At 52.5% G+C, this 21,388-nt stretch carries 19 protein-coding genes; 14 read left to right on the top strand and 5 right to left on the bottom strand.

Going from position 1 to position 21,388, the window contains the following annotated elements:
* Positions 1-15 precede the first annotated feature (15 nt).
* The gene (ftsW, locus tag MHI45_RS32840) at positions 16-1,260 is read right to left on the bottom strand and encodes a putative lipid II flippase FtsW (RefSeq protein WP_076112037.1); all 1,245 of its coding nucleotides are present in this window, start codon (positions 1,258-1,260) and stop codon (positions 16-18) included.
* Complete coding sequence (locus MHI45_RS32845) at positions 1,257-1,604, bottom strand: YugN family protein (protein WP_076112035.1); 348 nt, start codon at positions 1,602-1,604, stop codon at positions 1,257-1,259. The genes ftsW and MHI45_RS32845 overlap by 4 nt, the downstream gene beginning before the upstream one ends.
* A gap of 239 nt (positions 1,605-1,843) precedes the next feature.
* On the opposite strand from MHI45_RS32845, the gene MHI45_RS32850 reads away from it, so the two are divergent.
* The 6 genes from MHI45_RS32850 (at position 1,844) to MHI45_RS32875 (ending at position 8,127) form a co-directional block, all read left to right on the top strand.
* On the top strand, positions 1,844-3,013 hold the full coding sequence (locus MHI45_RS32850; protein WP_076112034.1) for a M20 family metallopeptidase: 1,170 nt from the start codon (positions 1,844-1,846) through the stop codon (positions 3,011-3,013).
* Positions 3,014-3,091: 78 nt separating this feature from the next.
* Entirely contained in the window at positions 3,092-3,523 is a 432-nt protein-coding gene (locus MHI45_RS32855; RefSeq protein WP_038590501.1) for a CBS domain-containing protein, read from the top strand.
* Positions 3,524-3,648: 125 nt separating this feature from the next.
* Complete coding sequence (locus tag MHI45_RS32860) at positions 3,649-5,352, top strand: DNA repair helicase XPB (RefSeq protein ID WP_076112032.1); 1,704 nt, start codon at positions 3,649-3,651, stop codon at positions 5,350-5,352.
* A complete protein-coding gene (locus MHI45_RS32865) occupies positions 5,349-7,337 on the top strand; it encodes a helicase-associated domain-containing protein (RefSeq protein ID WP_076112030.1) in 1,989 nt (662 codons plus the stop codon). Before MHI45_RS32860 ends, MHI45_RS32865 begins: the two co-directional genes overlap by 4 nt.
* A 46-nt stretch (positions 7,338-7,383) precedes the next feature.
* Positions 7,384-7,824, top strand: a complete 441-nt coding sequence (locus tag MHI45_RS32870) for a YlbF family regulator (protein ID WP_038590509.1) — start codon at positions 7,384-7,386, stop codon at positions 7,822-7,824.
* Between the two features lie 39 nt (positions 7,825-7,863).
* Positions 7,864-8,127 (top strand): YlbG family protein, encoded by a 264-nt coding sequence (locus MHI45_RS32875; protein WP_020432997.1) that lies wholly within the window; start codon positions 7,864-7,866, stop codon positions 8,125-8,127.
* Positions 8,128-8,705: 578 nt separating this feature from the next.
* Here MHI45_RS32875 and MHI45_RS32880 read toward each other — a convergent pair.
* Both MHI45_RS32880 and MHI45_RS32885 read right to left on the bottom strand, forming a co-directional pair.
* Positions 8,706-9,311, bottom strand: coding sequence for a transposase (locus tag MHI45_RS32880; RefSeq protein ID WP_341118616.1), 606 nt, complete (start codon positions 9,309-9,311; stop codon positions 8,706-8,708).
* The gene (locus MHI45_RS32885) at positions 9,230-9,973 is read right to left on the bottom strand and encodes an IS110 family transposase (protein ID WP_341118617.1); all 744 of its coding nucleotides are present in this window, start codon (positions 9,971-9,973) and stop codon (positions 9,230-9,232) included. Before MHI45_RS32885 ends, MHI45_RS32880 begins: the two co-directional genes overlap by 82 nt.
* 451 nt (positions 9,974-10,424) lie before the next feature.
* Between MHI45_RS32885 and MHI45_RS32890 the strand changes: the two genes are divergently transcribed.
* The 6 genes from MHI45_RS32890 to MHI45_RS32915 all read left to right on the top strand — a co-directional run bounded on the left by MHI45_RS32890 (position 10,425) and on the right by MHI45_RS32915 (position 15,315).
* Positions 10,425-11,261, top strand: coding sequence for an EAL domain-containing protein (locus MHI45_RS32890; RefSeq protein WP_256718131.1), 837 nt, complete (start codon positions 10,425-10,427; stop codon positions 11,259-11,261).
* Positions 11,242-12,210 carry a GGDEF domain-containing protein gene (locus MHI45_RS32895; protein ID WP_076111282.1) on the top strand — a complete coding sequence of 323 codons (969 nt, stop codon included), beginning with the start codon at positions 11,242-11,244 and terminating at the stop codon, positions 12,208-12,210. Before MHI45_RS32890 ends, MHI45_RS32895 begins: the two co-directional genes overlap by 20 nt.
* A 115-nt stretch (positions 12,211-12,325) precedes the next feature.
* On the top strand, positions 12,326-12,763 hold the full coding sequence (locus tag MHI45_RS32900; protein WP_076111283.1) for a hypothetical protein: 438 nt from the start codon (positions 12,326-12,328) through the stop codon (positions 12,761-12,763).
* Between the two features lie 87 nt (positions 12,764-12,850).
* On the top strand, positions 12,851-13,750 hold the full coding sequence (locus tag MHI45_RS32905) for a selenium metabolism-associated LysR family transcriptional regulator (protein ID WP_076111284.1): 900 nt from the start codon (positions 12,851-12,853) through the stop codon (positions 13,748-13,750).
* Between the two features lie 85 nt (positions 13,751-13,835).
* Positions 13,836-14,405: a GNAT family N-acetyltransferase gene (locus tag MHI45_RS32910; protein WP_076111285.1), complete on the top strand. Its 570-nt coding sequence runs from the start codon at positions 13,836-13,838 to the stop codon at positions 14,403-14,405.
* Positions 14,406-14,427: 22 nt separating this feature from the next.
* Complete coding sequence (locus MHI45_RS32915; protein WP_076111286.1) at positions 14,428-15,315, top strand: PHP domain-containing protein; 888 nt, start codon at positions 14,428-14,430, stop codon at positions 15,313-15,315.
* 192 nt (positions 15,316-15,507) lie between these two features.
* Here the strand turns inward: MHI45_RS32915 and MHI45_RS32920 are convergent, their stop codons facing one another.
* The gene (locus MHI45_RS32920) at positions 15,508-17,421 is read right to left on the bottom strand and encodes an Rqc2 family fibronectin-binding protein (RefSeq protein WP_076111287.1); all 1,914 of its coding nucleotides are present in this window, start codon (positions 17,419-17,421) and stop codon (positions 15,508-15,510) included.
* Positions 17,422-17,613: 192 nt separating this feature from the next.
* Here MHI45_RS32920 and MHI45_RS32925 point away from each other — a divergent pair, with 192 nt between their 5' ends.
* Positions 17,614-20,430 carry a calcium-translocating P-type ATPase, SERCA-type gene (locus tag MHI45_RS32925; RefSeq protein WP_076111288.1) on the top strand — a complete coding sequence of 939 codons (2,817 nt, stop codon included), beginning with the start codon at positions 17,614-17,616 and terminating at the stop codon, positions 20,428-20,430.
* A gap of 84 nt (positions 20,431-20,514) precedes the next feature.
* Positions 20,515-21,351: a diaminopimelate epimerase gene (gene dapF, locus MHI45_RS32930; protein WP_076111289.1), complete on the top strand. Its 837-nt coding sequence runs from the start codon at positions 20,515-20,517 to the stop codon at positions 21,349-21,351.
* The last annotated feature ends 37 nt before the right edge of the window (positions 21,352-21,388 follow it).

Genomic DNA, 21,388 nt, shown 5'->3' on the forward strand with positions numbered 1-21,388 from the left:
TCCTCTTATGTACCCTTAGCGGGCCCGGACACCTCTGACAGTGGTCACGGATTTCGTGACCTCCTCCTTGGCGGGACGGTTGGTTTCTCTCGAAATGCTGAGCATGATTCCCATGCACAGCATGGAAACAAGCAGAGAGGAACCGCCATAGCTGATGAAAGGCAGGGTTACCCCCGTCAACGGAATCGTCTTCGTCACCCCGCCGATGTTGACAAAGGCCTGGATGGCAATCAGCCCCATGACTCCGATGCCGACGAGTGTGCCGAAGGGATCGGTGCACCTGAGTGCAATCAGAATGCCTCGCCAGATAAAGTACAGATATAGCAGGAGAAAGATCGAGGTTCCAACAAACCCCAGTTCCTCCCCGATTATCGCAAATATAAAGTCAGTATACGGATATGGCAGGTAATGAAGCTTCTGCACGCTTTGTCCAAATCCGGAGCCTGTAGTTCCGCCTTCTCCGAGGGCAATCAAAGACTGCATGATATTATACCCGCTGTCTGAAGCATCTTGAGCCGGATCCAGGAAGGCTGAAATCCGGTCTTTTCTGTAATCATTGGCGGCAATGTTCTCACTTGTAGGCGGGGACAAGGAATCAATTGCTGTCTTTGCCCCCATGACAAGTCCAACCCCCAGCACTAGCAAGGCGATTGAACCGAGAATATGCTTCATACTGGCTCCCCCGGCATAAATGACAAGCCCGCTGGTAGCTACCAGAATAAGACAGGAGCCCAGATCCGGCTGCATCATAATCAGACCGGCCACAATTCCCACAATGACCATCACCGGAATATAACCGGTGCGCAAATCCCTCAGCCGCTCGCCTTTTTTGGAAATGAGTGCAGATAAATAAAGGATAATTGAGAGTTTGGCCAGCTCGGTAGGCTGGATGCCCAGCTTCCCGATGCTCAGCCAGCTTTTTGCACCGTTGATACGCTCCGTAAAAGCCACTACAAGCAGCAGAATCAAGGTAAGGATGAAGATGGGCACGTACCACTTTTTGAATTTGCTGTAATGGATATTCATGACTGTAAACATGACGATGATTCCCAGTATGACAAAGACAACTTGTTTTTTTACAAAATACAACGAATCATTGCCGAATTTTTGACTGGCCAGGGTGAGACTGGAGCTGGCGCTGAAAACCATAACCAGTCCAAAGCCGACAAGGAGCAAAGTGAGAATAAGCAGTTGGAAGTCGGGTGTTCCTCTTTTGGGCAGGCTGACTTTTTTGGTTGTCTTTCCCTTTACGCTACTCAAGCTTCCAACAGCTCTTTCAGTTCAAGTATCCGCTTGGCGGCAGTGTCCAGTACAGGCTGCGGCACAGGGGATGTATACTCCAGGCCATGGGGAAAGGTTGCTTTGCCCAAGTAAACGGCTTCAATGGTAAGTATGGTATCCGGCTTCTCCAGCTTTCCTTCGACAGCGCGCGTATTGATCCGCAGGAAGTACTCTCCGCCGTTCTGCTGATCTTCGATCTTACAGTCGTAAGTGGCGCGATAGTATTCCCATTGCCAGCGGATGAACCCGGCCTTGGCCGCGCTTTCGTCCAGATAGAGAAGATCGCTTTTCAATCCTACGAGGCCCGTGTTCTCAAATATCATAGCGCACATATCCCCTTTATGAAGTATAATGATTATTTCTGATCGCAATTATAGACGTCTACCTCATGATAGTATGTTTCCCAAGGTTGCGCAAGGGCAGGCGGGGCCTGGAGATACCCACTTTTTTGCGTTTCTGCTACAATAAAAGAAATATAGCTCTTTGCGGCCGGGATATGAAGATGCGGAGCGCTTGCTGTCTTGGCCGGAGCGGGTTATCGGGAGAAGGGAATGGAGCGAATATGGACAGGTTAGCAATCGAACAACTGCTTCCGGAAATGGTGAAATGGCGCCGCCATCTGCACCGTCATCCGGAATTGTCATACCAGGAGAAGGAGACGTCAGCTTATGTAGCGGCCAGATTGGCCGAATTCGGAATTGAGGTCAGAAGAAGCGGAGCCGGTTATGGACTGACAGGAATCCTTAAGGGAATGCGGCCAGGCAAAACAGTGGTCCTGCGCGCGGATATGGATGCCCTGAATATCACGGAGGAGAACAGCAGCGAGTATGCCTCACAGAATACAGGGGTCATGCATGCCTGCGGCCACGACGGGCATACAGCCATGCTGCTCGCCGCTGCTTCGTATTACAGCACCCGCCGTGAAGAGATCACAGGAGAACTGCGGTTTCTGTTCCAGCCGGCGGAAGAAATTTGCCCCGGTGGAGCGCAGGGCATGATAGCCGAAGGGGTACTGGAGGGGGCGGACGCTATCTATGGCCTGCATCTGTGGACTCCGCTTCCACTGGGCACCATCGGCAGTGCCCCCGGACCGCTAATGGCTTCTGCCGATGAGTTTTTTATTGATATTGCCGGCAAAGGCGGACACGGCGGCATGCCCCATCGCACCATCGACAGCATTGTGGCCGGTGCAGCGCTTGTCACTGCACTGCAAAGCATTGTCAGCCGTTCCGTTGATCCGCTGTGTCCCGCTGTTGTCAGCGTGGGAACGATCCAGGGAGGCTCTGCGCAGAATATCATCGCGGAACGCTGCCGGATAACCGGAACGGTGCGCGCGTTTGATGAGGAGACGCGTTATTTAATCCGGCGGAGAATCGAAGAGCTTACAGCCTCTATAGCCGCAGCATATGGTGCGGAATCCAAGATCGACTACCTCATGGGTTACCCGCCGCTGGTCAATCATGAAGCGGAATTCAACCGCTTTTTCCGGGTAGCTCCTGAGGCACTAGGTGATTCCGCAGATGTTATCCTTATGGAGAAGCTTATGCCGGCGGAGGATTTCTCGTATTATGTCAAAGAGATTCCCGGCTGCTTCATCTTTGTGGGCGCAGGCAATCCGGATAAAGGGGCGGTTTATCCGCATCACCACAGCAAATTCGATTTTGACGAAGAGGCCATGCTGCATGGCGCCAAGCTGCTGGTGGCAATGGCTGATTCTTGTCTGAACGAATAATCTTTTACCGTATAATTTGAAGACATTGAGGAAACCCTACTCCCGTATAACATAGCGACATGACAGGAGGAAGGCTTCTTGAAGACAGTCAAAGAGGTAATGACCACGCACACTGCGACGGTTACACTGCTCGATAATGTATATGAGGTTGCCGTCAAAATGAGAGACTATGACACCGGATTTGTTCCCGTAGTTGATTCTAATGATGGAGAAACATTGATTGGCGTAATTACAGACCGGGATCTTGTGCTTAGAGGTTATGCGGACAAGCATTCTGGATCAACCTCCGTGGAAACGGTGATGAGCAAAGAGGTCATCACTGTTTCCGAATCTGCATCTGTGGACGAGGCGGCTGAACTCATGGCTTCAGCACAAGTCCGCCGCCTGCCGGTGGTCCAGGGGAAGAAGCTGATCGGCATCGTATCGCTCGGCGATTTGGCGGTGAAGCGTATCTTCGCGGACGAAGCGGGAGAAGCGCTGAGCGAAATCTCGCAGCGGCAGCTGCATTGATAAGAATACAAGGGAAGCTCATGTCCGCTGGCGCGGAGATGGGCTTTTTCCGCTATCCTGCGGGCGGGATACGGGATACATACCCCAACTCAGGTTGAACATGACACAAGCACAGGAGGGATTCGATGAATGGAACAGGGTCCTGCATCACCCGGAAAGATCGGACAATCCTGCTGGATTGCGCTCATCCCGGGTTCGAGGCCGCAAGAATTGCACTGGCGGATTACGCGGAGCTGGTCAAAAGCCCAACCGCTTACCACACCTACCGGATTACACCATTGTCGCTCTGGAATGCTGCCGCTTCCGGTCATACAGCGGAGAATATTATTTCCAGCCTGAAAAAGCTCTCCCGCTGGGGGATTCCTGGCGAACTGGAGCAGGAGATTGGTGAGCTGATGTCCCGGTACGGCAGCTTGGAGCTGTATGCTCATGCGGGGGATCCCCGCTATATTATTTTACGTGCCAATCAACCCGAACTGCTGGATGAATTGGAAGTGAACCAATCCTTACAGGCATTGGGTCTGCGGAGGCACCTCCCCCAGGAAAGCGTCTGTCCCGCTGAACAGCGCGGGATACTGAAGCAAGAGCTGACCAGGCTGGGCTATCCTGTGCTGGATTATGCCGGTTATCGTGAAGGGCAGACTTTAAGTCTGGCCTGGAGGGGAGCAGAGGGGCTGGAACTGGAACCGGAAGCATCATTCGGGCTTCGGGATTATCAGAAGGAAGCTGTCCGTATGTTTCGGGGGATTGGGGGCACGGGAGGCAGCGGTGTTGTCGTTCTACCCTGCGGTGCGGGCAAGACGGTTGTAGGTCTTGCTGTGTTGGAAGATCTGCAATGCGAGACGCTGATTCTGACTTCAAGTTCTACCTCCGTAGGACAATGGCGTGATGAACTGCTGCGGTGGACGAATCTGGATGCAAATGCCGTAGGGGAGTATACCGGTGAGAAAAGAGAAGTACGTCCAATCACTGTGGCAACTTATCAAATACTGACGTTTCGCCGGGCCAAAGACGGACCGTTTCTGCATATGAATCTGTTTAATGAACGGAACTGGGGACTGATCATTTATGACGAGGTCCATTTGCTTCCGGCTCCTGTATTCCGGGCTACGGCGGATATACAGGCGACCCGCCGTCTGGGGCTTACCGCTACGCTTGTCAGAGAAGACGGGCGGGAAGGGGATGTATTCTCCCTCATCGGTCCGAAATGTTATGATCTGCCCTGGAAGTCGCTGGAGAAAGAGGGCTGGATCGCCGCTGTGGATTGCATAGAGATGTTGATACCCATGAACTCCGGCTTAAGGAGCAAGTATATCTATGCTGGCGGAAAAGAGCAGTTTCGGCTTGCTGCCGGGAATCCGGCCAAGACAGCGGCTGCCGCTAAAATCATTAAGTCCCATACCGGTGCTGCGGTACTGGTCATCGGCCAATACCTGGATCAGCTGGAGCAGCTGGCCGAAAGCCTGCAGGCGCCCTTGATCACGGGGAAAACGCCACAGCGGGAAAGAAGCCAATTGTATGCTGCCTTCAATGAAGGGCAGCTGCGGGTGCTGGTGGTCTCCAAGGTGGCCAATTTTGCCGTGAATCTTCCGGATGCCTCGGTGGCGATTGAGGTTTCGGGAGCCTTTGGTTCACGGCAGGAGGAAGCCCAGCGGTTGGGCCGGATTCTGCGCCCGAAGCCGGGTGAGAATAAAGCGTATTTCTATACACTTGTCTCGGAGGACAGCAGAGAACAGGATTTTGCTCTGCGGCGGCGGCTGTTTCTGACCGAGCAAGGCTACGATTACGCCGTCAGAGGCATGGACACGCAAGAGGAGGCAGTTTTATGAACGGGGTATCGCCCGAAGCGCAGGAAGTGCTGAAAATAATATGCGCGGTCTATGCGGCCCAGCCCTTTGCGGTGGAGAAGGCAGACAGCTTGCGTCCTGCCACCCTGTGCCGAGCCGAGCAGCAGCTTGCACTGAAGGAGCTTCGTCAGGCTGGAATACTGGAGCTGCGGCAGAAAATATGGGGGGAGAAGCTATATCAAATTCCCGTGCGGCAGCTCGCAGCTATCCACCAGCATTTCTTCTCCATGAGCCCGTTGCCAGTGGCAGGCGAAAGGGTGATGCTCAAGCTTGCCGCAGGCAGCGGATTGCCGGGTGAGCTGTTTCGTGCGTTGCTGTTCACAGCGCGTGAAGGATTGCCTCTGACTGCCAAAGGTGTGATCCACAAGAAGAATATCAGCCGTCTGGCAGCACTGCTCTCTTTGCGCGAAGAGCATTTACGGGGTTTGATTCCCGGAGATGCTTATGCTGAGCCCCAGCCTCTGACAGCCATGGTTTTGGTTGATCTAATGCTCATGCTTGGACTGATCAGCCGGCAGAGTGAGGCTTATATGCTGGAGTTGGAGAGGCTGGGTCAATGGTTTGCGCTCAATGAGCCGCAGATGAACGATATTTTGTATAACCTGATCTTGAACCGCTACGGCTTGCAGGAGCCAGTCAGGCAGCATTTTCGATACTGTATTTCCGCGGGAGAGTTCCCGCCTGGTCAATGGTTCTCCCTGCCGGATATTCTGGACAGGTTGCATAAGTTAAATCTTGCGGCAGATTATCCTGAAACAGCAGTGGAAGCCTCCTGTCTGGCATGGTTTAGCTGTCTGGCCGGGTTTGGCTGGTGCGAGCTGGGGTATAGTGATTACGGGGACTGGTGCTTCCGCTGGACGGACTCCAAGCCTTCGCCCGATCCAGGCTGGGAAGCAGGGGACAGCTGCGTGAATCTGTTCACTGCGGATAGGCCAGCTCCCGGCTGCGGGACAGTGGAAGACCTGAATGCTCCAGCGTCCGTGGAGAAGCAGATATTACAAGATTCTTCCCTTCAGTCGTTTATTGTTCAGCCGGATTTCGAGGTGCTGGTGCCGCCGGAAGTGCCATACACTGTCCGGTGGACGCTTGGCGGTTGTTCGGAGCTGCTGCATAGTGATGATCTGTGGAGCTTCAGGCTGACCCGGGAAAGGCTGGAGCATGCCGCTGAACAGGGACTGTCTCCAGAGATGGCGATTTCCTGGCTGGCTGCCCATGCACAAGGGGGATTGCCGGAACAGGTGGACCTATCTTTAAGACAGTGGGCAAAGGGGATTGGCCGAACGGCATTCTCCGAGGTGATTCTGCTGTCCTGCAACAGTGAGGCGGATGGAGCGGATATTGCCGCCCATCCCCGGCTTGGCGGCAGCCTCACCCGTGTAGGCCCGCTTCATTTTATCGTGCAGGGTGATCAGGTGGAGCAGGTGCGCAAGGAGCTTGCGGCAGCCGGAATGGCCCCGCCGCGGATCATCGGCGGCAGGGAAGGAAACGCGAAGCAAAAACTATTTGATCTAGGCGATCCCGGCCTGCCATTGGCTGACTTCGTTCTCCCGGCTCCGGACCCCAAGCGGGGAATCCTTAGCGGGGAAGCTGTTTATCAGTCTTTACCGCTGTCCTCAGCTGAAGTGGAAGAGAGCATTTGGACCGGTGAAGAAAACGTTCCGCAAATGTGGATCAAGGAATGGCGGAAGTATCACGGTTCCACGGCCCAAAAGGTGATGGAGCAGGCGCTGAAGTGGGGGATTAAAGTCCGGCTTTCCATAAGAGATGAAGTTTGCGACTTTATTCCCGGGCGGATCAGCGGACATCCCTGGCGAGTCTCCGGATGCCTGCTGGATTCCGATTCGCAGATTCGTGATGCGGAAATGGAACTGGACCCGGGAGATTGGGAGGAAATGAAGCTGCTGATTCCTGCGGAGCTGAGAAATTCTTCTTCTGCTGGAGCAAGTGGTTATGTTATGATAAGGTAGTCTACTGTTTACGGTAGAACATTAACGTAGAAAAGAGTTGAAGTTCATGAGCGTAGCGGAGTTGAATACGGTCGATATGGCCGAAGTGCTGACATACGCCTATGAATTAGGCGACATGATTAACCAATCGGCCGAAGTGTCGGATTACTTATACTGGAAAGGCCGGGTAGATTGCAACCCGGAAATCCAGGCCATGGTCAAACAGCTGCAGAACAAGAAGGAGCTGTTCGAAGAGACACAGCGGTTCGGACATTTTCACCCGAACTATCATTCGGCCAAGGATGAGGTATCGCGGGTGGAGCAGGAACTTGAACAGTTCGAGGAAGTTGCCCGCTTCAAGCTGGCCGAGAAGACGCTGGATGATATTCTTCATTCCATGTCGGAAGCGATTGCGTTCTCTGTATCGGAGAGCATCAAGGTTCCAAGCAATGACCCGAATCCTAAGGGTGGCGGATGCGGCAGCGGAGGCAAATGCTCCTGCGGATAAGCGCCTCTGAGAGGGAGAGAAAGAAAGGCGGATGAGCTAATGTTTGCGGAACGGACAGGATATATCGTATGGGTTAGCGACGTTAAGGCGGCGCGTAATCTGGAGAAATATGGAACACTGCATTATGTATCGCGGAAGATGCATTATGCGGTCATGTATGTGAATGCGGAACGTGCCGAGGAAGTTATGAAGAATGTCCGCAGACTTTCCTACGTGCGCAAGATTGAAAGATCTTACCGCAATGAGTTGAAGACGGAATACACCAGTAACGGACCGGACAAGTCCCGTTATTACGGATTGTAATTCCTGAAGCTGAAACTCCCGAAGGATGACAGGCGCCGCTGGCGCCTGTTTTTTGTATGCTCGGTTTGGCTTTCCTCATATTCCTTTGCCTGCTTTGCAGGCAGAGGTTTTTTTTGTTGGCGGGCTATATCAGTTGAACTAAAGAACTAGCTAGAGGCAAAAGCAGCGGAGGGGAATTTTGGAACTGTAGGAGCGATAGCGACCGCCTCCCTCCTTATGATTCAGTTTTCTTGCGCTAGCTCGCTAATTCGCAGGATTTCATTCGTTGTGAACACGAATGTGGTAACGAAGCAGACGAGAGTGGGGGGTGAATGGCGGCACGGGCATAACGAAATAAGGGAATATGAAAAATTCCCATTATATTCCTTTATTTGCATGCTCCATCTTCATCCTTGAGGTTTACCCTCCCATGTCTCAACGGGTCTATGCCCTTACATTCCTTCGTTACACCTATCAAGGAGATGAAGTCCGTCAGTGCTTTGTCCACGGGTCTGAGCCCTTTAGGCGGTCGTAGCGGTACCTCATGCTTCATTGTGAATCCTGCGAATGAGCCAGTTGGCAAGCGGGTGCTAGGTTTATTAGGCTGCTGGGTTTACTTTGTACACATCGTAATCGGAATGGCTCTTCGACATCGCTACAAGCATGCGAGCAAGCTTCCCGCACAGCTTCATAATTGACTTCATGCCGGTCATGTTCTTCACTCGTTTGTTATGCTGATGCAGCGCCCGAAATTCCGGATTAACAGAGACCATCTGAAAGACCGTTATAAAGAGGATTTTTCGCAGTCCGGGTCGCCCTCGCTTTGTGATTTTCACTTGGCCTCTGTAGGTACCTGAGCTGTTCTCAGACAGATGTAAACCGGCTAATCGAAGCAATTGGTTGCCGTGAACAAAGCGGCTTAAATCACCCGCTTCACTGTATAACGCAGCCAGCGTAATGTCATTTATCCCTTTAATAGATCGCAGGATCTTCGCTGTGGGAATGTTTTGAAGAATCCGATTTATCTTTTCCTTCAGTTGATCCATTTGGTCGTTATACAGCTGTAGTTGCTGCAAAAGTATCGATATACTGAGTTTAGCTTCCTCTACCAAATCTGGGATGGCTACGGTTCGCTGCGCCGCGCCGCATGGATGAGGGCGGCCGCTGCCGTGCGGCTTCCCGCACGTTTTAACCGTTTTTTCCACCCTGAAATGACATCTTGAACCGATAAGGAACGAAGATCGGAGGGATGCGCAAATTCGGCCAACGTCGCCAGAGCCGTCTTCGAAGTGATGTCTTTAAATACCTGCTGAAACTCGGGGAAGTATATGTCGGTCCACCGGTACATTTGGTTGACAACGCTAGAGACTTGTTTGGAAATATAGTCTCTGGTGGTGACAAGTTGTCTAAGCGCCCTATACGATTCGGCGTGGAGATAAACGTCACTGTAGTAGCCATTCTTCACCATGTCGGCAATCACCAAGGCATCCTTAACGTCATTTTTAGTTGGAGAGTTGTCCCGGTTTTCTTTGTTGCGTTTCACCTGGAAAGGATTGACGAGAACGAGTTCGAGTTGCTTCTCTTGAAGCCAGAGCGCCAAGTTAAACCAGTAGTGACCGGTTGGCTCAACACCGAAGATGACATCGGTCTTGTTAAATTGGACCCTGAGAGCTTGCATCCACTGAAACAACTTTTCATAACCCTCCAGGTCATTAGAGAAGGCAAGATAGGTTCCTCGTTCGATGCCTCGGTAGTCTGTCGCACGAGCGACATGAGTGAACTTGGCGATGTCGATACCAATGATAAGATGATGACTGGTAATGCGTTCAATGCGTTGATTTTGTTGAGCCGATTGTTTTAACTTCATAATAAGAGTACCTTCCTTATAGATGTTTTGGTTGTCGTCGTGGACACCTTTTCATCATAAGGAGGTGCTCGTTAAATTTCAAAGTCAAAATTTAAGAGTATACAGGAATGCTTTGTCTACGGATTTCTACCGCTAAGAGAGGTATTCATCAAGAAATCAGTAGACAACAGCGGCCGGAAGTCCAAACATTCACCGCAGTTGCATTCTATGCCGGCCCGCTAAATCTAAAGTTCAACTTATATAGTTTGAAACCTTTAGCGGTCATATTGAAAGGGAAAATAGAGCGTGTAGGACGGTCACTTTATCGCTGCTTAATATTTCCTGTTTATACTCGGAAGAGAGTGACAAAATTCACGTAGAAAAGCATACAGGTGATATGATGACCAAACCGTGGGCAATGCCCCCAAAATTATCGGTGATTTCCCAATACCTCCAGCATCTCAATGGAAGGATGAGAGGTGAGATCAAGGAACTGGGAAGATTGACCGCCTTCCTGGATATTATGAATAACAAACGGCTGGATACTTTTTTTCAACCGATACTGCAGCTGTCTTCCGGACGGACCATCGGACATGAGGTACTGAACAGGCCTCCTGGCTCGGTACATTTTCCGACTACAGAGCATTTCTATGAGTTTGCCGGACGGACGGAGCAGATGTTCCGCTTCGAGCAGGATTGCCGCAGGCTGTCGCTTTCACGGTATGTGGAGCGGCTTCCGAAAGCAGGTGCGGAAAGTGAACGGCTTGTCTTCATCAATGTGCATCCGGGGGTGCTGAATGATGCCCGCCATAAAAGCGGAGAAACCTTGGGACTGCTGCAGGAGCTCGGGCTGTCACCTGAGCGGATTGTCTTTGAGCTGACCGAAAGGCAGGCTGTACAGGATTATGTAGGCTTTGAAAAAGTGCTGTCCCACTACCGCGAGCAGGGCTTCCGGATCGCTGTCGATGATGCCGGCTCCGGGTATAACAGCTTGAAGACACTGGTGTATTTAAAGCCGGAATTCATCAAGCTGGACAAGTCTCTGATCCACGGCATTCAGGGCAACCGGGAACAGCAGGAACTTTTGGAGCTGGTCCGGGAATACGCCGAACGTTCACCGACCCGGGTGATTGCCGAGGGAATCGAGACAGCCGGGGAGCTGCAATTTTTGCAGCAGGCGGGGATTGAATTCGGTCAAGGGTACGCTCTGGGCAGGCCCGTCCATCGTCCCGTGCATGGATCGTTCCCCTCCGATATCATTAAAGTTCCGGTGAGAGGAGGCTACAAGCATGTTTCTTCAGATCGGTGAAATCGCGGAGCAAATTCCGGAGATTTCCCCTCATCATAAATGCGAATACGTGGATCAAATATTTAAAAGCAATCCCCAGCTCCAAGGAGTAGCGGTAACCGAAAACGGGCATCCGGTTGCATTAATTATGAGGATCCGATTTTACCAGCAGATAGGCACTTTATACGGTTATACGCTGTATATGGGAAGAGCGGTTTCGCTCGTGATGGACAGAAATCCGCTTGCCGTAGAGTACAAAACACCGATCACCGAGGTCAGCAGGCTGGCAATGAACAGAAATGAAGAGAATCTTTATGATTATGTGATCGTTATCCATGAAGGTGTAATGTTCGGGGCCGTGAGTGTAAGAGATTTGCTGCTTAATTTTGCCGAGATTCAGGCTGTAGCCGCCAGTTTTCTGAACCCACTTACCGGTCTGCCGGGTAATCTGAGCATCAATGAATGGATGGTGAAATCACTGCTGCAGGAGCAATTCAGCGTACTTTATATTGACCTTGACCATTTCAAAGCTTATAACGACACCTATGGATTTAAGGAAGGAGACCGGATGATTCAGGCGACTGCGGAAATTTTAAAGCACTGTGCGCTGCGTCTGGAGGGCTTTTTAGGGCATATCGGCGGGGATGACTTTATCATTTTCATCAATAATTATGATTATGAGGATTGCTGCAGGATCATCATCAGGGAATTTGAGACAGCGGTGAAGGGCTTTTATCATACCGGCCATCTTGCACAGCAGTACGTGCTGACTGAAAGCCGCTCAGGAGTGATGGAAGAAATTCCGCTCGTCTCGATTTCCATCGCCATAGTGACCAACCGCTTCCAGCGTTTTGATTCCATCGAAGCCATTTCAGGTGAGGCGGCGCGGATCAAGAAAAAATGCAAAATGATCAAAGGCAGCAGTCTTGTGGATGACGCAGACAGAATCGCAAGCGGGTCCGGCAACTAACACTGGTGTTTCGCATTCGCTGATTAGGGGCGTGCTTGAACAACCCGCGTCAATGCGGTAAGATTGACAACAATAAGAGAGCATGCCAAGACCCTTTCGGTGGAGTGTGATGATAATGCATGGCAAGGGGATGGAATGGTGGGGGGCGTTTGAACCCTTCCACATCATGCTGAATGACTACAGGGTCGCTGATATTGTGATCACCAATCATGCCAAGAGCCGCTATCTGGACCGGATTAACCCGGAAAGCAGTGACAGCGGACAACTCAGTGCATGGATGTGGCAATGCCTGAAGCAAAACCGGATCAAACCTTACCAGCAAAAGGAGCATAACGCGTATTTGATTGACGAGGATACGTTAGTCATTGCCGAGTTTAAGGAGCTGGAAGATGTAACGAGCCTCTCCGGGCGTCCGCTGTATGTTATGGTAATCGTATCTTATCTGGGGCGGATCTCCGCGACTCCCCAACTGCGTGACCTGCAAGCTTATTATTCGCGTCTGCGCAACTCGCGCCGCATGAAGCTGATGAAGAAGCGCCGCAAACGCAAATAATGCACAGCAATTACAAAGAAGGTATGCGGCGGGTGGCTGCATGCCTTTTTTAAAATAATTTATGATCTATGAAGGGGCTTTGAGTGCATGAATTTTCATCAGCTTCATATTTTTTATACGGTATCTGAACGGGGGAGCTTCTCTGCTGCAGCCCAGACACTGCATATGACGCAGCCGGCGGTAACGATGCAGGTACAGGCATTGGAAGACTATTTCGGAGCCAAGCTGTTCGACCGTTCGAGTAAAAAAATTGTGCTCTCCGAGGCCGGACGGACGCTTATGCCCTTCGCGCTGCGCAGCATTCAACTGATGCGGGAGACGGATCAGGCGATGTCAGCCTTTACCCATATGCTGGAGGGACGGCTGCAGCTCGGGGCAAGCCTGACGATTGGAGAATATGTACTGCCGCGTCTGCTTGGCCCTTTTGGCAAAGCGTATCCAAATATTTCGATCATGATGAAAGTGATGAATACGTCGCAGATCATGGAGGAAATTCACAAACACCAGCTAAATTTCGGGCTGATCGAGGCGCCGGTGTCCCATCCCGACATGGAGATTGAACCAGTCATGGGCGATGAGCTCAAGCTGATTGTTCCCAGTGAGCATCCGCTGGCAGACAGGGATGAAGTTACACTAGAGGAAGCGTTGGAGTATCCGTTTGTGCTGCGCGAACAGGGCTCGGGAACACGACGGGTGATGGAAGAACAGCTGATAGCCAAGGGGCTGGATCCGGCCGCTATGCGAGTTGTGATGGAGCTGGGCAGCACAGGTGCGGTAAAATCAGCGGTGGAGGCCGGGCTGGGTCTGACCATAATCTCAGCCTCCTCGGTTAAGCATGAGGTGACGCTGGGGCTGCTGAAGATTGTGAATCTGTCGGATACTTCTTTTAAGAGACAATTCTATGCGATTCATCTAAAATCAACGCTGCTGCCGATCTCTGCGGTTACGTTTCTGACCTTTTTACGCCAGCACGCGAACGACCAGTAGGCGATTGGGATGGTATTGCGGAATCCCTTGGATGAAGTTTACGAGGAGAGGTATGCGAATAATAGTGGGATAGGGGAGTCTGATGATGGTCATTTTGCTGCGCGGAGAGAAGGTTGTCTTGCGGGACCTGAGGGAAGAGGATATCCGCAAAATCTATTATTTCTATTATGAGGCAGAAGATCGCGAGTTTCTGCAATGGGATGGTCCCTACGAACCTCTGGAGCAAGTAAGTTATGCACAATTTGCGGAAAAATATAACGGGATGCTGGCACTTGTGGGTACAGATAAACCGCGGAACCGTTTGATTATCGAGATTGATGGTGAGATAAAGGGAAGCGTGGGCAGATACTGGGTTTCGGAAGTCACGAATTGGTTTGAAATCGGAATTGCTATTTATGACTCCCGTTATTGGTCTGGAGGATACGGTACCGAAGCCTTCAGCATGTGGATGGAATATCTGTTCAATTCGCTGGATACGGTCCGTCTCGGCATCGGCACCTGGTCCGGCAACGTCCGGATGATGGGGCTGGCCGCCAAATGCGGGATGGTGGAGGAAGCCCGTGTCCGCAAAGCGCGGATTGTGCGGGGCGAATATTATGATGCCATAAAGATGGGGATTCTTCGTGAAGAATGGGAGTCAACAGGTACATTATAAACTTGGGACAAGGAGTGGCATGATGGAGAACGATGTGGAAGCCAGCAACATAATAGATGGTGCTAAACCAGAAGTACATGGCCGATGTGATTTACATACCCATACACAGGCTTCGGACGGGATGCAGCCACCGGCGGAAAATGTGCGGATTGCCCGTCATAAAGGGCTGGCCGCAGTAGCAATTACCGACCATGATACGGTAAGCGGCGTTGCCGAAGCGCTGGAGGCGGGCCTGAAGTACGGGATTACTGTTGTACCCGGCGTAGAAATCAGCACCCGTGCAGAAGGTAAGGAGATTCATGTGCTTGGATATTATATCGATACTCATCAGGAACTGTTTCTCTCGCGGCTTGCAGAGCAAAGAGATACCCGTGCCAAGCGCAATGCGTCTATTATCGGCAAGCTGCGCGGACTTGGCATCAATATTACGCTGGACAATGTTGTTGCAGGGATCGGCCGTGAGTTGAAGCCTGATGAAAGTATCGGGCGGCCCCATATCGCTGATGAACTCGTTCGGCTGGGCGCGGCAGCGGATATGCGCGAGGCCTTCGATAAATATTTGGCAACCGGTGCAGCGGCTTATGTTTCTCCCCCGCGGATAACACCTGAGCTGGCCTGTGAATGGATTATTGAAGCCGGAGGCACTCCAGTGCTGGCTCACCCCGGCATCTACGGCGATGATGAGCTGGTGCGCGGCATTCTGACCCGAAGCTCTCTGCGGGGCATTGAGGTCTATCATTCTGACCACACTCCTGCCGATGAGGAGCGTTATCTGGAGATGGCCGAAGAATTCGGCCTGGTTGTTACCGGCGGCTCGGATTTTCACGGTGCGCGGCAGGGTGTAATCTTCCATGGTGATCTGGGAAGCGTTACGGTTTCTGCCGATGTGCTGGAGCGGCTGAAGGGATAGAGAGTTAAGTATGCCTGCTTAATCCAATTAACCAAAGGGGTCAATACAATAGCTGAAAGTAATAGTTATGAACATTGACGATTTTAAACACCAGAATAGATAAAGAACCTCCAAGCCCCAGACGATGTTTCGTCAGGCTTGGAGGTTCTTTGGTCTGTCCGGATATTTGAAATAACGAAGAAGGGCACGGAGCTAGCTTCTCAAAGCATTCGGCAGACTTTTGATCCGCGCCTCATCCGGTGTGACAAACAGTGTCTTCTGGTGATCGTAAATGACGAAGCCGGGCTTTGCACCGCTTGGCTTGCGGACATGGCGGATCAGGGTGCAGTCCACTGGTACGCTGCTTGACTGCTTGGCCTGACTGAAGTAGGCGGCAAGCTGAGCCGCTTCCTCCAGGGTGGTATCACCGAATTCCTCGCTGCGGATCACGACATGCGAGCCGGGGATATCTTTCGTGTGCAGCCAAGTGTCGTTGGCAGAAGCCAGCCGGTTCGTGACGTATTCGTTCTGCAGGTTGTTTTTGCCGACATAGATGTCCACGCCCTCGGAGGAGGTAAACACCTGTAAGGTAGGACGGGTGGTTTTCTTCTTCTTTTTGCCCTTTTTGCTGCGGTCGCGCATGTAACCCTGGCTGACAAGCTCATCGCGGATTTCCTCGATATCATTGAGCGAGGCGTGGGCCAGCTGCTGCAGCAGTGTTTCCATATAAGCAATTTCCTCATGGGTTTTGATCAGCTGCTCACCGATGACCCGCAGGCTGTTCTTGTATTTGTTGTATTTCTTGAAGTAACGCTGCGCGTTGTCCGAAGGCGTCAGCAGCGGATCAAGCGGAATGGTCGTCTCCGCCTGGTTCTCATCGTAATAGTTCACCAGCCGGGCTTCCTTGTCGCCCTTGGACACGGCATACAGTGACGCAAACAGCAGCTCGCCCCAAATCCGGTAACGGTCGGCATCTTCCGCTTCTTCCAGGTCTTTCTGGAGATTGGCGAGCTTTTTAATATTTTTGCTCCGCTCATTGCCCAGGAAGCGAATCAGATCGCTGACGCGCTGCTTCACGGTATCCCGCTCCGCTTTATCCCCGTAATAGTCTTCCATACAAACGCTGATCGAGCTGTAATGCTTCAAGCTTTCATCCGGCAATGCCAGCGGAATTGCCGAGAAAACGGGTTTGCCTTTGGCATTCGTCCCTATAACCGGTGAAAACCGGAATTCCCGTACCGGAGCCAGCACCTGATTAAAGGCCTCCCACAACAGGAGTGGATTCCCGCTGCTGTCGTCAGAAGCATCATCCTGCTGATCGCGTCCGGGCTCCACGGCTTCGGAACCGCCGGCGCTGCGCTGCCGCACAATTTCTCCGGCAATCAGCGGACTCATACCGCTGAAGGCATGCACCATCCATCCGATTGGATCGGCTGTTGGCGATGGACCGCCTGAACCATCCGCTTTGGGCTCTTCCAGAGACCGCAGCAGGTCCGCAATCTCGCCCTCAATAATTTCTTCGGGCTCTTCTTCCTCCCGGGTGCCTGCCAGCAGTGCTGCTTCTTCTGCCGAGGAGAACAATGTAACAAAATCCTCTTTGCCGATCTCCAGCGGATTCAGCTTGTGCTGCTGCGGCGGCTCCAGGTAGGCGATGCCGGGCATGACATTCCGGTAGCTGCTGATCGATGGGGTAACGTGATGAATACCGTCGATGATCGTGCCCGTGGAGAGATCGGTCAGAATGATATTGCTGTGCCGTCCCATGAGCTCAATAATAATTTTTTTGGCCGAAACGTCTCCCAGCTCATCCCGTGTCTTGATGTTTATATGAATGATGCGTTCCATGCCGACCTGGGTGATGCTCTCAATCGTGCCGCCTTCGCAGTGCTTGCGCATCAGCATGCAGAACATCGGTGCTTCCGCAGGGTTAACCGTGTTCCGGTCTGTCAGATGCAGTCGCGGGTAGGTCGGATTGGCCGACAGCAGCAGCTTGCCTCCGCCGCCTGCGCCGCGCAGGATGAAGATAAGGTCGTGAGCGTTTGGTTGATATATTTTGCCGACGCGTGCACCGATGAAAGGCCCAAGCTCATGCACGATCGCTCTTGTAACGATGCCGTCTAATGCCATGATAATGTTCTCCTGTCGCATAATAATAAATTTCTCTTCTCTATGATGCCATACTTTAACACATTCGCGCAAAAGGAGAAGCTCTGAAGCTGTGATATTTTGGGACGACCATGAATAGACTTTGTCATGAACAGGTGGAAAAGCTGTGCGCCGCCGGAAGTCAAGAAACGACCGGGAGGGGAAAGAATAGTCATGGAACAAAAAAGTTGGCACCGGCTCGGTGCGGAGGAACTGCAGAGGATGCTGAACATTCATCCTGGAGTAGGCCTAAGCGGAGAGGAGGCGGAGGAGAGACGCAAAGAGAGCGGGTATAACGAGCTTTCGGAGGGGAAGACAATTTCTCCGATCACCTTGCTGCTGAATCAGTTTAAGGATTTTATGGTGCTTGTGTTGATGGGAGCGACGCTGGTATCCGGACTTTTAGGTGAATATCTGGATGCAATTACGATCATCGCCATTATTTTACTCAACGGAGTTCTGGGTTTTGTCCAGGAATTCCGTGCCGAGCGTTCACTGCGCGCACTCAAGCAGCTCTCGGCACCTTCTGCCAAAGTGCTGCGGGGCGGAAAGCAGGAAGTTATACCGGCAAAAATGCTGGTGCCCGGCGACATCGTTCTGCTGGAAAGCGGCGACCGGATTCCAGCTGACATCCGCTGGCTGGAGTGCAGCGCACTTTATGCCGAGGAATCTGCACTGACCGGCGAATCGCTGCCCGTCTCTAAGCACGCGGAACCGATTCATGCCGAGGAGATTCCCTTGGGGGACCAGAAAAATATCGGCTTCATGGGGACGATGGTAACACGGGGCACAGGTAGGGCGGTTGTAGTCCGTACAGGGATGGATACCGAGATGGGCAAAATTGCCGATCTGATCCAAAACACTGAATCGCAGGAAACGCCGCTGCAGCACCGCCTAGAGCAGCTTGGGAAGATCCTGATCTACGTTTCGCTCGGTCTGACCATTGTCGTCGTCGTTGCTGGCATTCTGCACGGTCAGCCCGCTACAGCGATGTTCCTGGCAGGCGTCAGTCTTGCAGTTGCAGCCATTCCGGAAGGTCTGCCGGCGATTGTCACTATCGCGCTCGCACTTGGTGTGCAGCGGATGATCAAACGCAAAGCGATCGTACGCAAGCTCCCTTCGGTAGAGACTCTCGGATGCGCCTCCGTAATCTGCTCTGACAAGACAGGCACCCTGACCCAGAACAAGATGACGGTAACGCGGCTGTGGACCGGAGGACGCAGTATGGACGTGACGGGCGAAGGTTATGCTCCCAGCGGACAAGTGATGGAGAAGGGGCGAGCCGTTGATCTCAAGCATGATCAAAGCCTGCGGCGCATGCTTCAGGTCGGGGCTTTATGCAGCAATGCCGAAATTGTTGAGTCTCTGTCCAGTGACAGCCGGGGGAAACGCAAGGGAAAGGATAAGGGGGAAACGGACAAGGCGGCAGACACCCAGTCGGTATGGGAGCTCAAGGGCGATCCTACCGAAGGCGCATTAGTCGCTTTATCCGCGAAGATGGGGCTTACTGCCCAGTCGCTTGCTGTAACGTATGCCAGAGAGAAGGAGTTTCCTTTCGATTCTGAGCGCAAGCTGATGTCTGTGATCGTGGGGCATCCCGGCGGACGCATGATCTGCACCAAGGGAGCGCCGGATGTGCTGCTGAGCAACTGCACCTATATGCTGTGGGAAGGTGGGGTTGTCCCTTGTACACCGACTTTGCGCCAGAAGGTGCTGGAAGCGAACGAGGAGATGGCTTCCGGAGCGTTGCGTGTACTAGGGATGGCTTACCGTGAGCTGCGATCAGGCGAAGCAGCGGACAGTGAAAAAGAAGCGGAATCCCAGCTGATATTTGTCGGACTGGCCGGAATGATCGATCCTCCGCGCCGTGAAGTGCGCGACGCGATCAGCATAACCCGGCGGGCAGGAATCAAGACGGTGATGATTACCGGTGACCACGGAACTACCGCCGAAGCCATTGCCCATCAGCTTGGTATTCTGCAGCGGGGTGGGACCGTTCTGACCGGCTCCCAGCTAACGCGGATGACTGATGATGAGCTGGATAAGGTGTCAGACTCTGTATATGTATACGCCCGCGTCTCCCCTGAGCATAAGCTGCGGATCGTCAAATCTCTGCAGCGGCGGGGCCATGTTGTGGCTATGACCGGAGATGGTGTGAATGACGCTCCGGCAATTAAAGCGGCGGACATCGGGATTTCCATGGGCATCACCGGCACCGATGTCACTAAAGAAGCATCAGCGCTTATTCTCGGAGATGATAATTTCTCAACGATCGTGGCAGCTATAGAAGAAGGGCGGAATATTTACGAGAATATCCGCAAATTTATCCGTTACCTGCTGGCTTCCAATGTCGGAGAGATCCTGACCATGTTCTTCGCTATGATGCTGGGGCTGCCGCTGCCGCTGGTGCCAATCCAGATTCTCTGGGTCAATCTGGTCACCGACGGACTGCCTGCGATGGCGCTAGGCGTGGATCAGCCGGAGAAGGATCTGATGGAGCACAAGCCACGCGGAGCGAAGGAGAATATTTTTGCCCGCCGCCTGGGCTGGAAAATCATCAGCCGGGGCCTGCTGATCGGTCTATGCACCCTGGGCGCCTTCTGGTTGACGCTGCGTATTGATCCAGGCAGCCCGCAGCAGCTCATCCGCGCACAGTCGGTTGCTTTTGCTACACTGGTTATGGCTCAGCTTATTCATGTATTTGACTGCCGCAGTTCCCGTTCGGTGTTCCACCGCAATCCTTTCCAGAATAAATATCTGGTGCTGGCCGTCTTGTCATCTATTTTGCTAATGCTGGCTGTTATGTATCTGCCGCCGCTGCAGCCGGTATTTAAGACCGTACCGCTCAGCTTCCGCGAATGGTGTCTGGTGCTGGTCACCGCCGGTATCCCTACCTTCCTGATGGGAGCGGGCAGCGTGTGGGGCGGTAAGAAGAACCGCAGCCGCAGCGGAGGCCGGACGATGATAAAAAGTACAAAAATTTCAGCATAAAGTCAATAGCTTAAGACCACTCCTTAAGGTATGCTTGTTCAGAAGATGTGAATGCTAACAAAACTTTTAGGAGTGGGATTTTCAATGGAATTTACAAAAATGCACGGACTTGGAAATGATTTTATTATCGTATTCGGTGAGCAGGAGCTGCCGGGCAATGCTTCCGAGCTTGCAGTTACCTTGTGCAACCGGTTCTTCGGCATCGGAGCCGACGGTCTTGTCTACATTCTTCCGTCGGAGCGCGGAGACTATATGATGCGCATTATGAATTCGGATGGCTCAGAAGCGGAGCAATGCGGAAATGCAATCCGCTGCGTCTCCAAATATGTATATGAGCAGGGTCTCGTCAGCTCGGAGCAGATTGTGATTGAAACCATCGGTGCCGGTGAACAAAAGGTATCCCTGCAGGTGAAGAACGGCGTGGTGGAGAAGGTTACGGTCGATATGGGAGAACCTGTATTGTCGGGCCTGCAGATTCCGGTGGCAATAGATGCCGAGCCTGTGCTGGACCAGCCCATCGAGGCGGACGGAACGGAATTCAAGTTCACGGCCGTATCCATGGGCAATCCGCACTGTGTAATCTATGTGGAGGATGCCGTGTCGTTTGATCTTGCGACCTGGGGGCCAAAGCTTGAGGTGCACCCGCTTTTCCCGAGAAAAGTGAACGTAGAATTCGCGACAGTGCTAAACCGCAGCCATGTCGATATGCGTGTCTGGGAACGCGGCGCCGGACCGACACTGGCCTGCGGCACCGGAGCCTGCGCAACGCTGGTCTCCTCGGTACTGAATGGCCATACAGACCGCTCGGCCACGATCAGCCTGAAGGGCGGCGATCTGTTTATTGAGTGGAATGAGCATGACAACCATGTCTATATGACCGGACCTGCCCAGGTTGTATATACCGGCTCGGTAGAAGTTTAATCCTGCAGGGATTTCGTTATCGAAACTGAATAAGGTG

The sequence above is a fragment of the Paenibacillus sp. FSL H3-0321 genome (assembly GCF_038002865.1).
Classification (GTDB): Bacteria; Bacillota; Bacilli; order Paenibacillales; family Paenibacillaceae; genus Paenibacillus_AQ.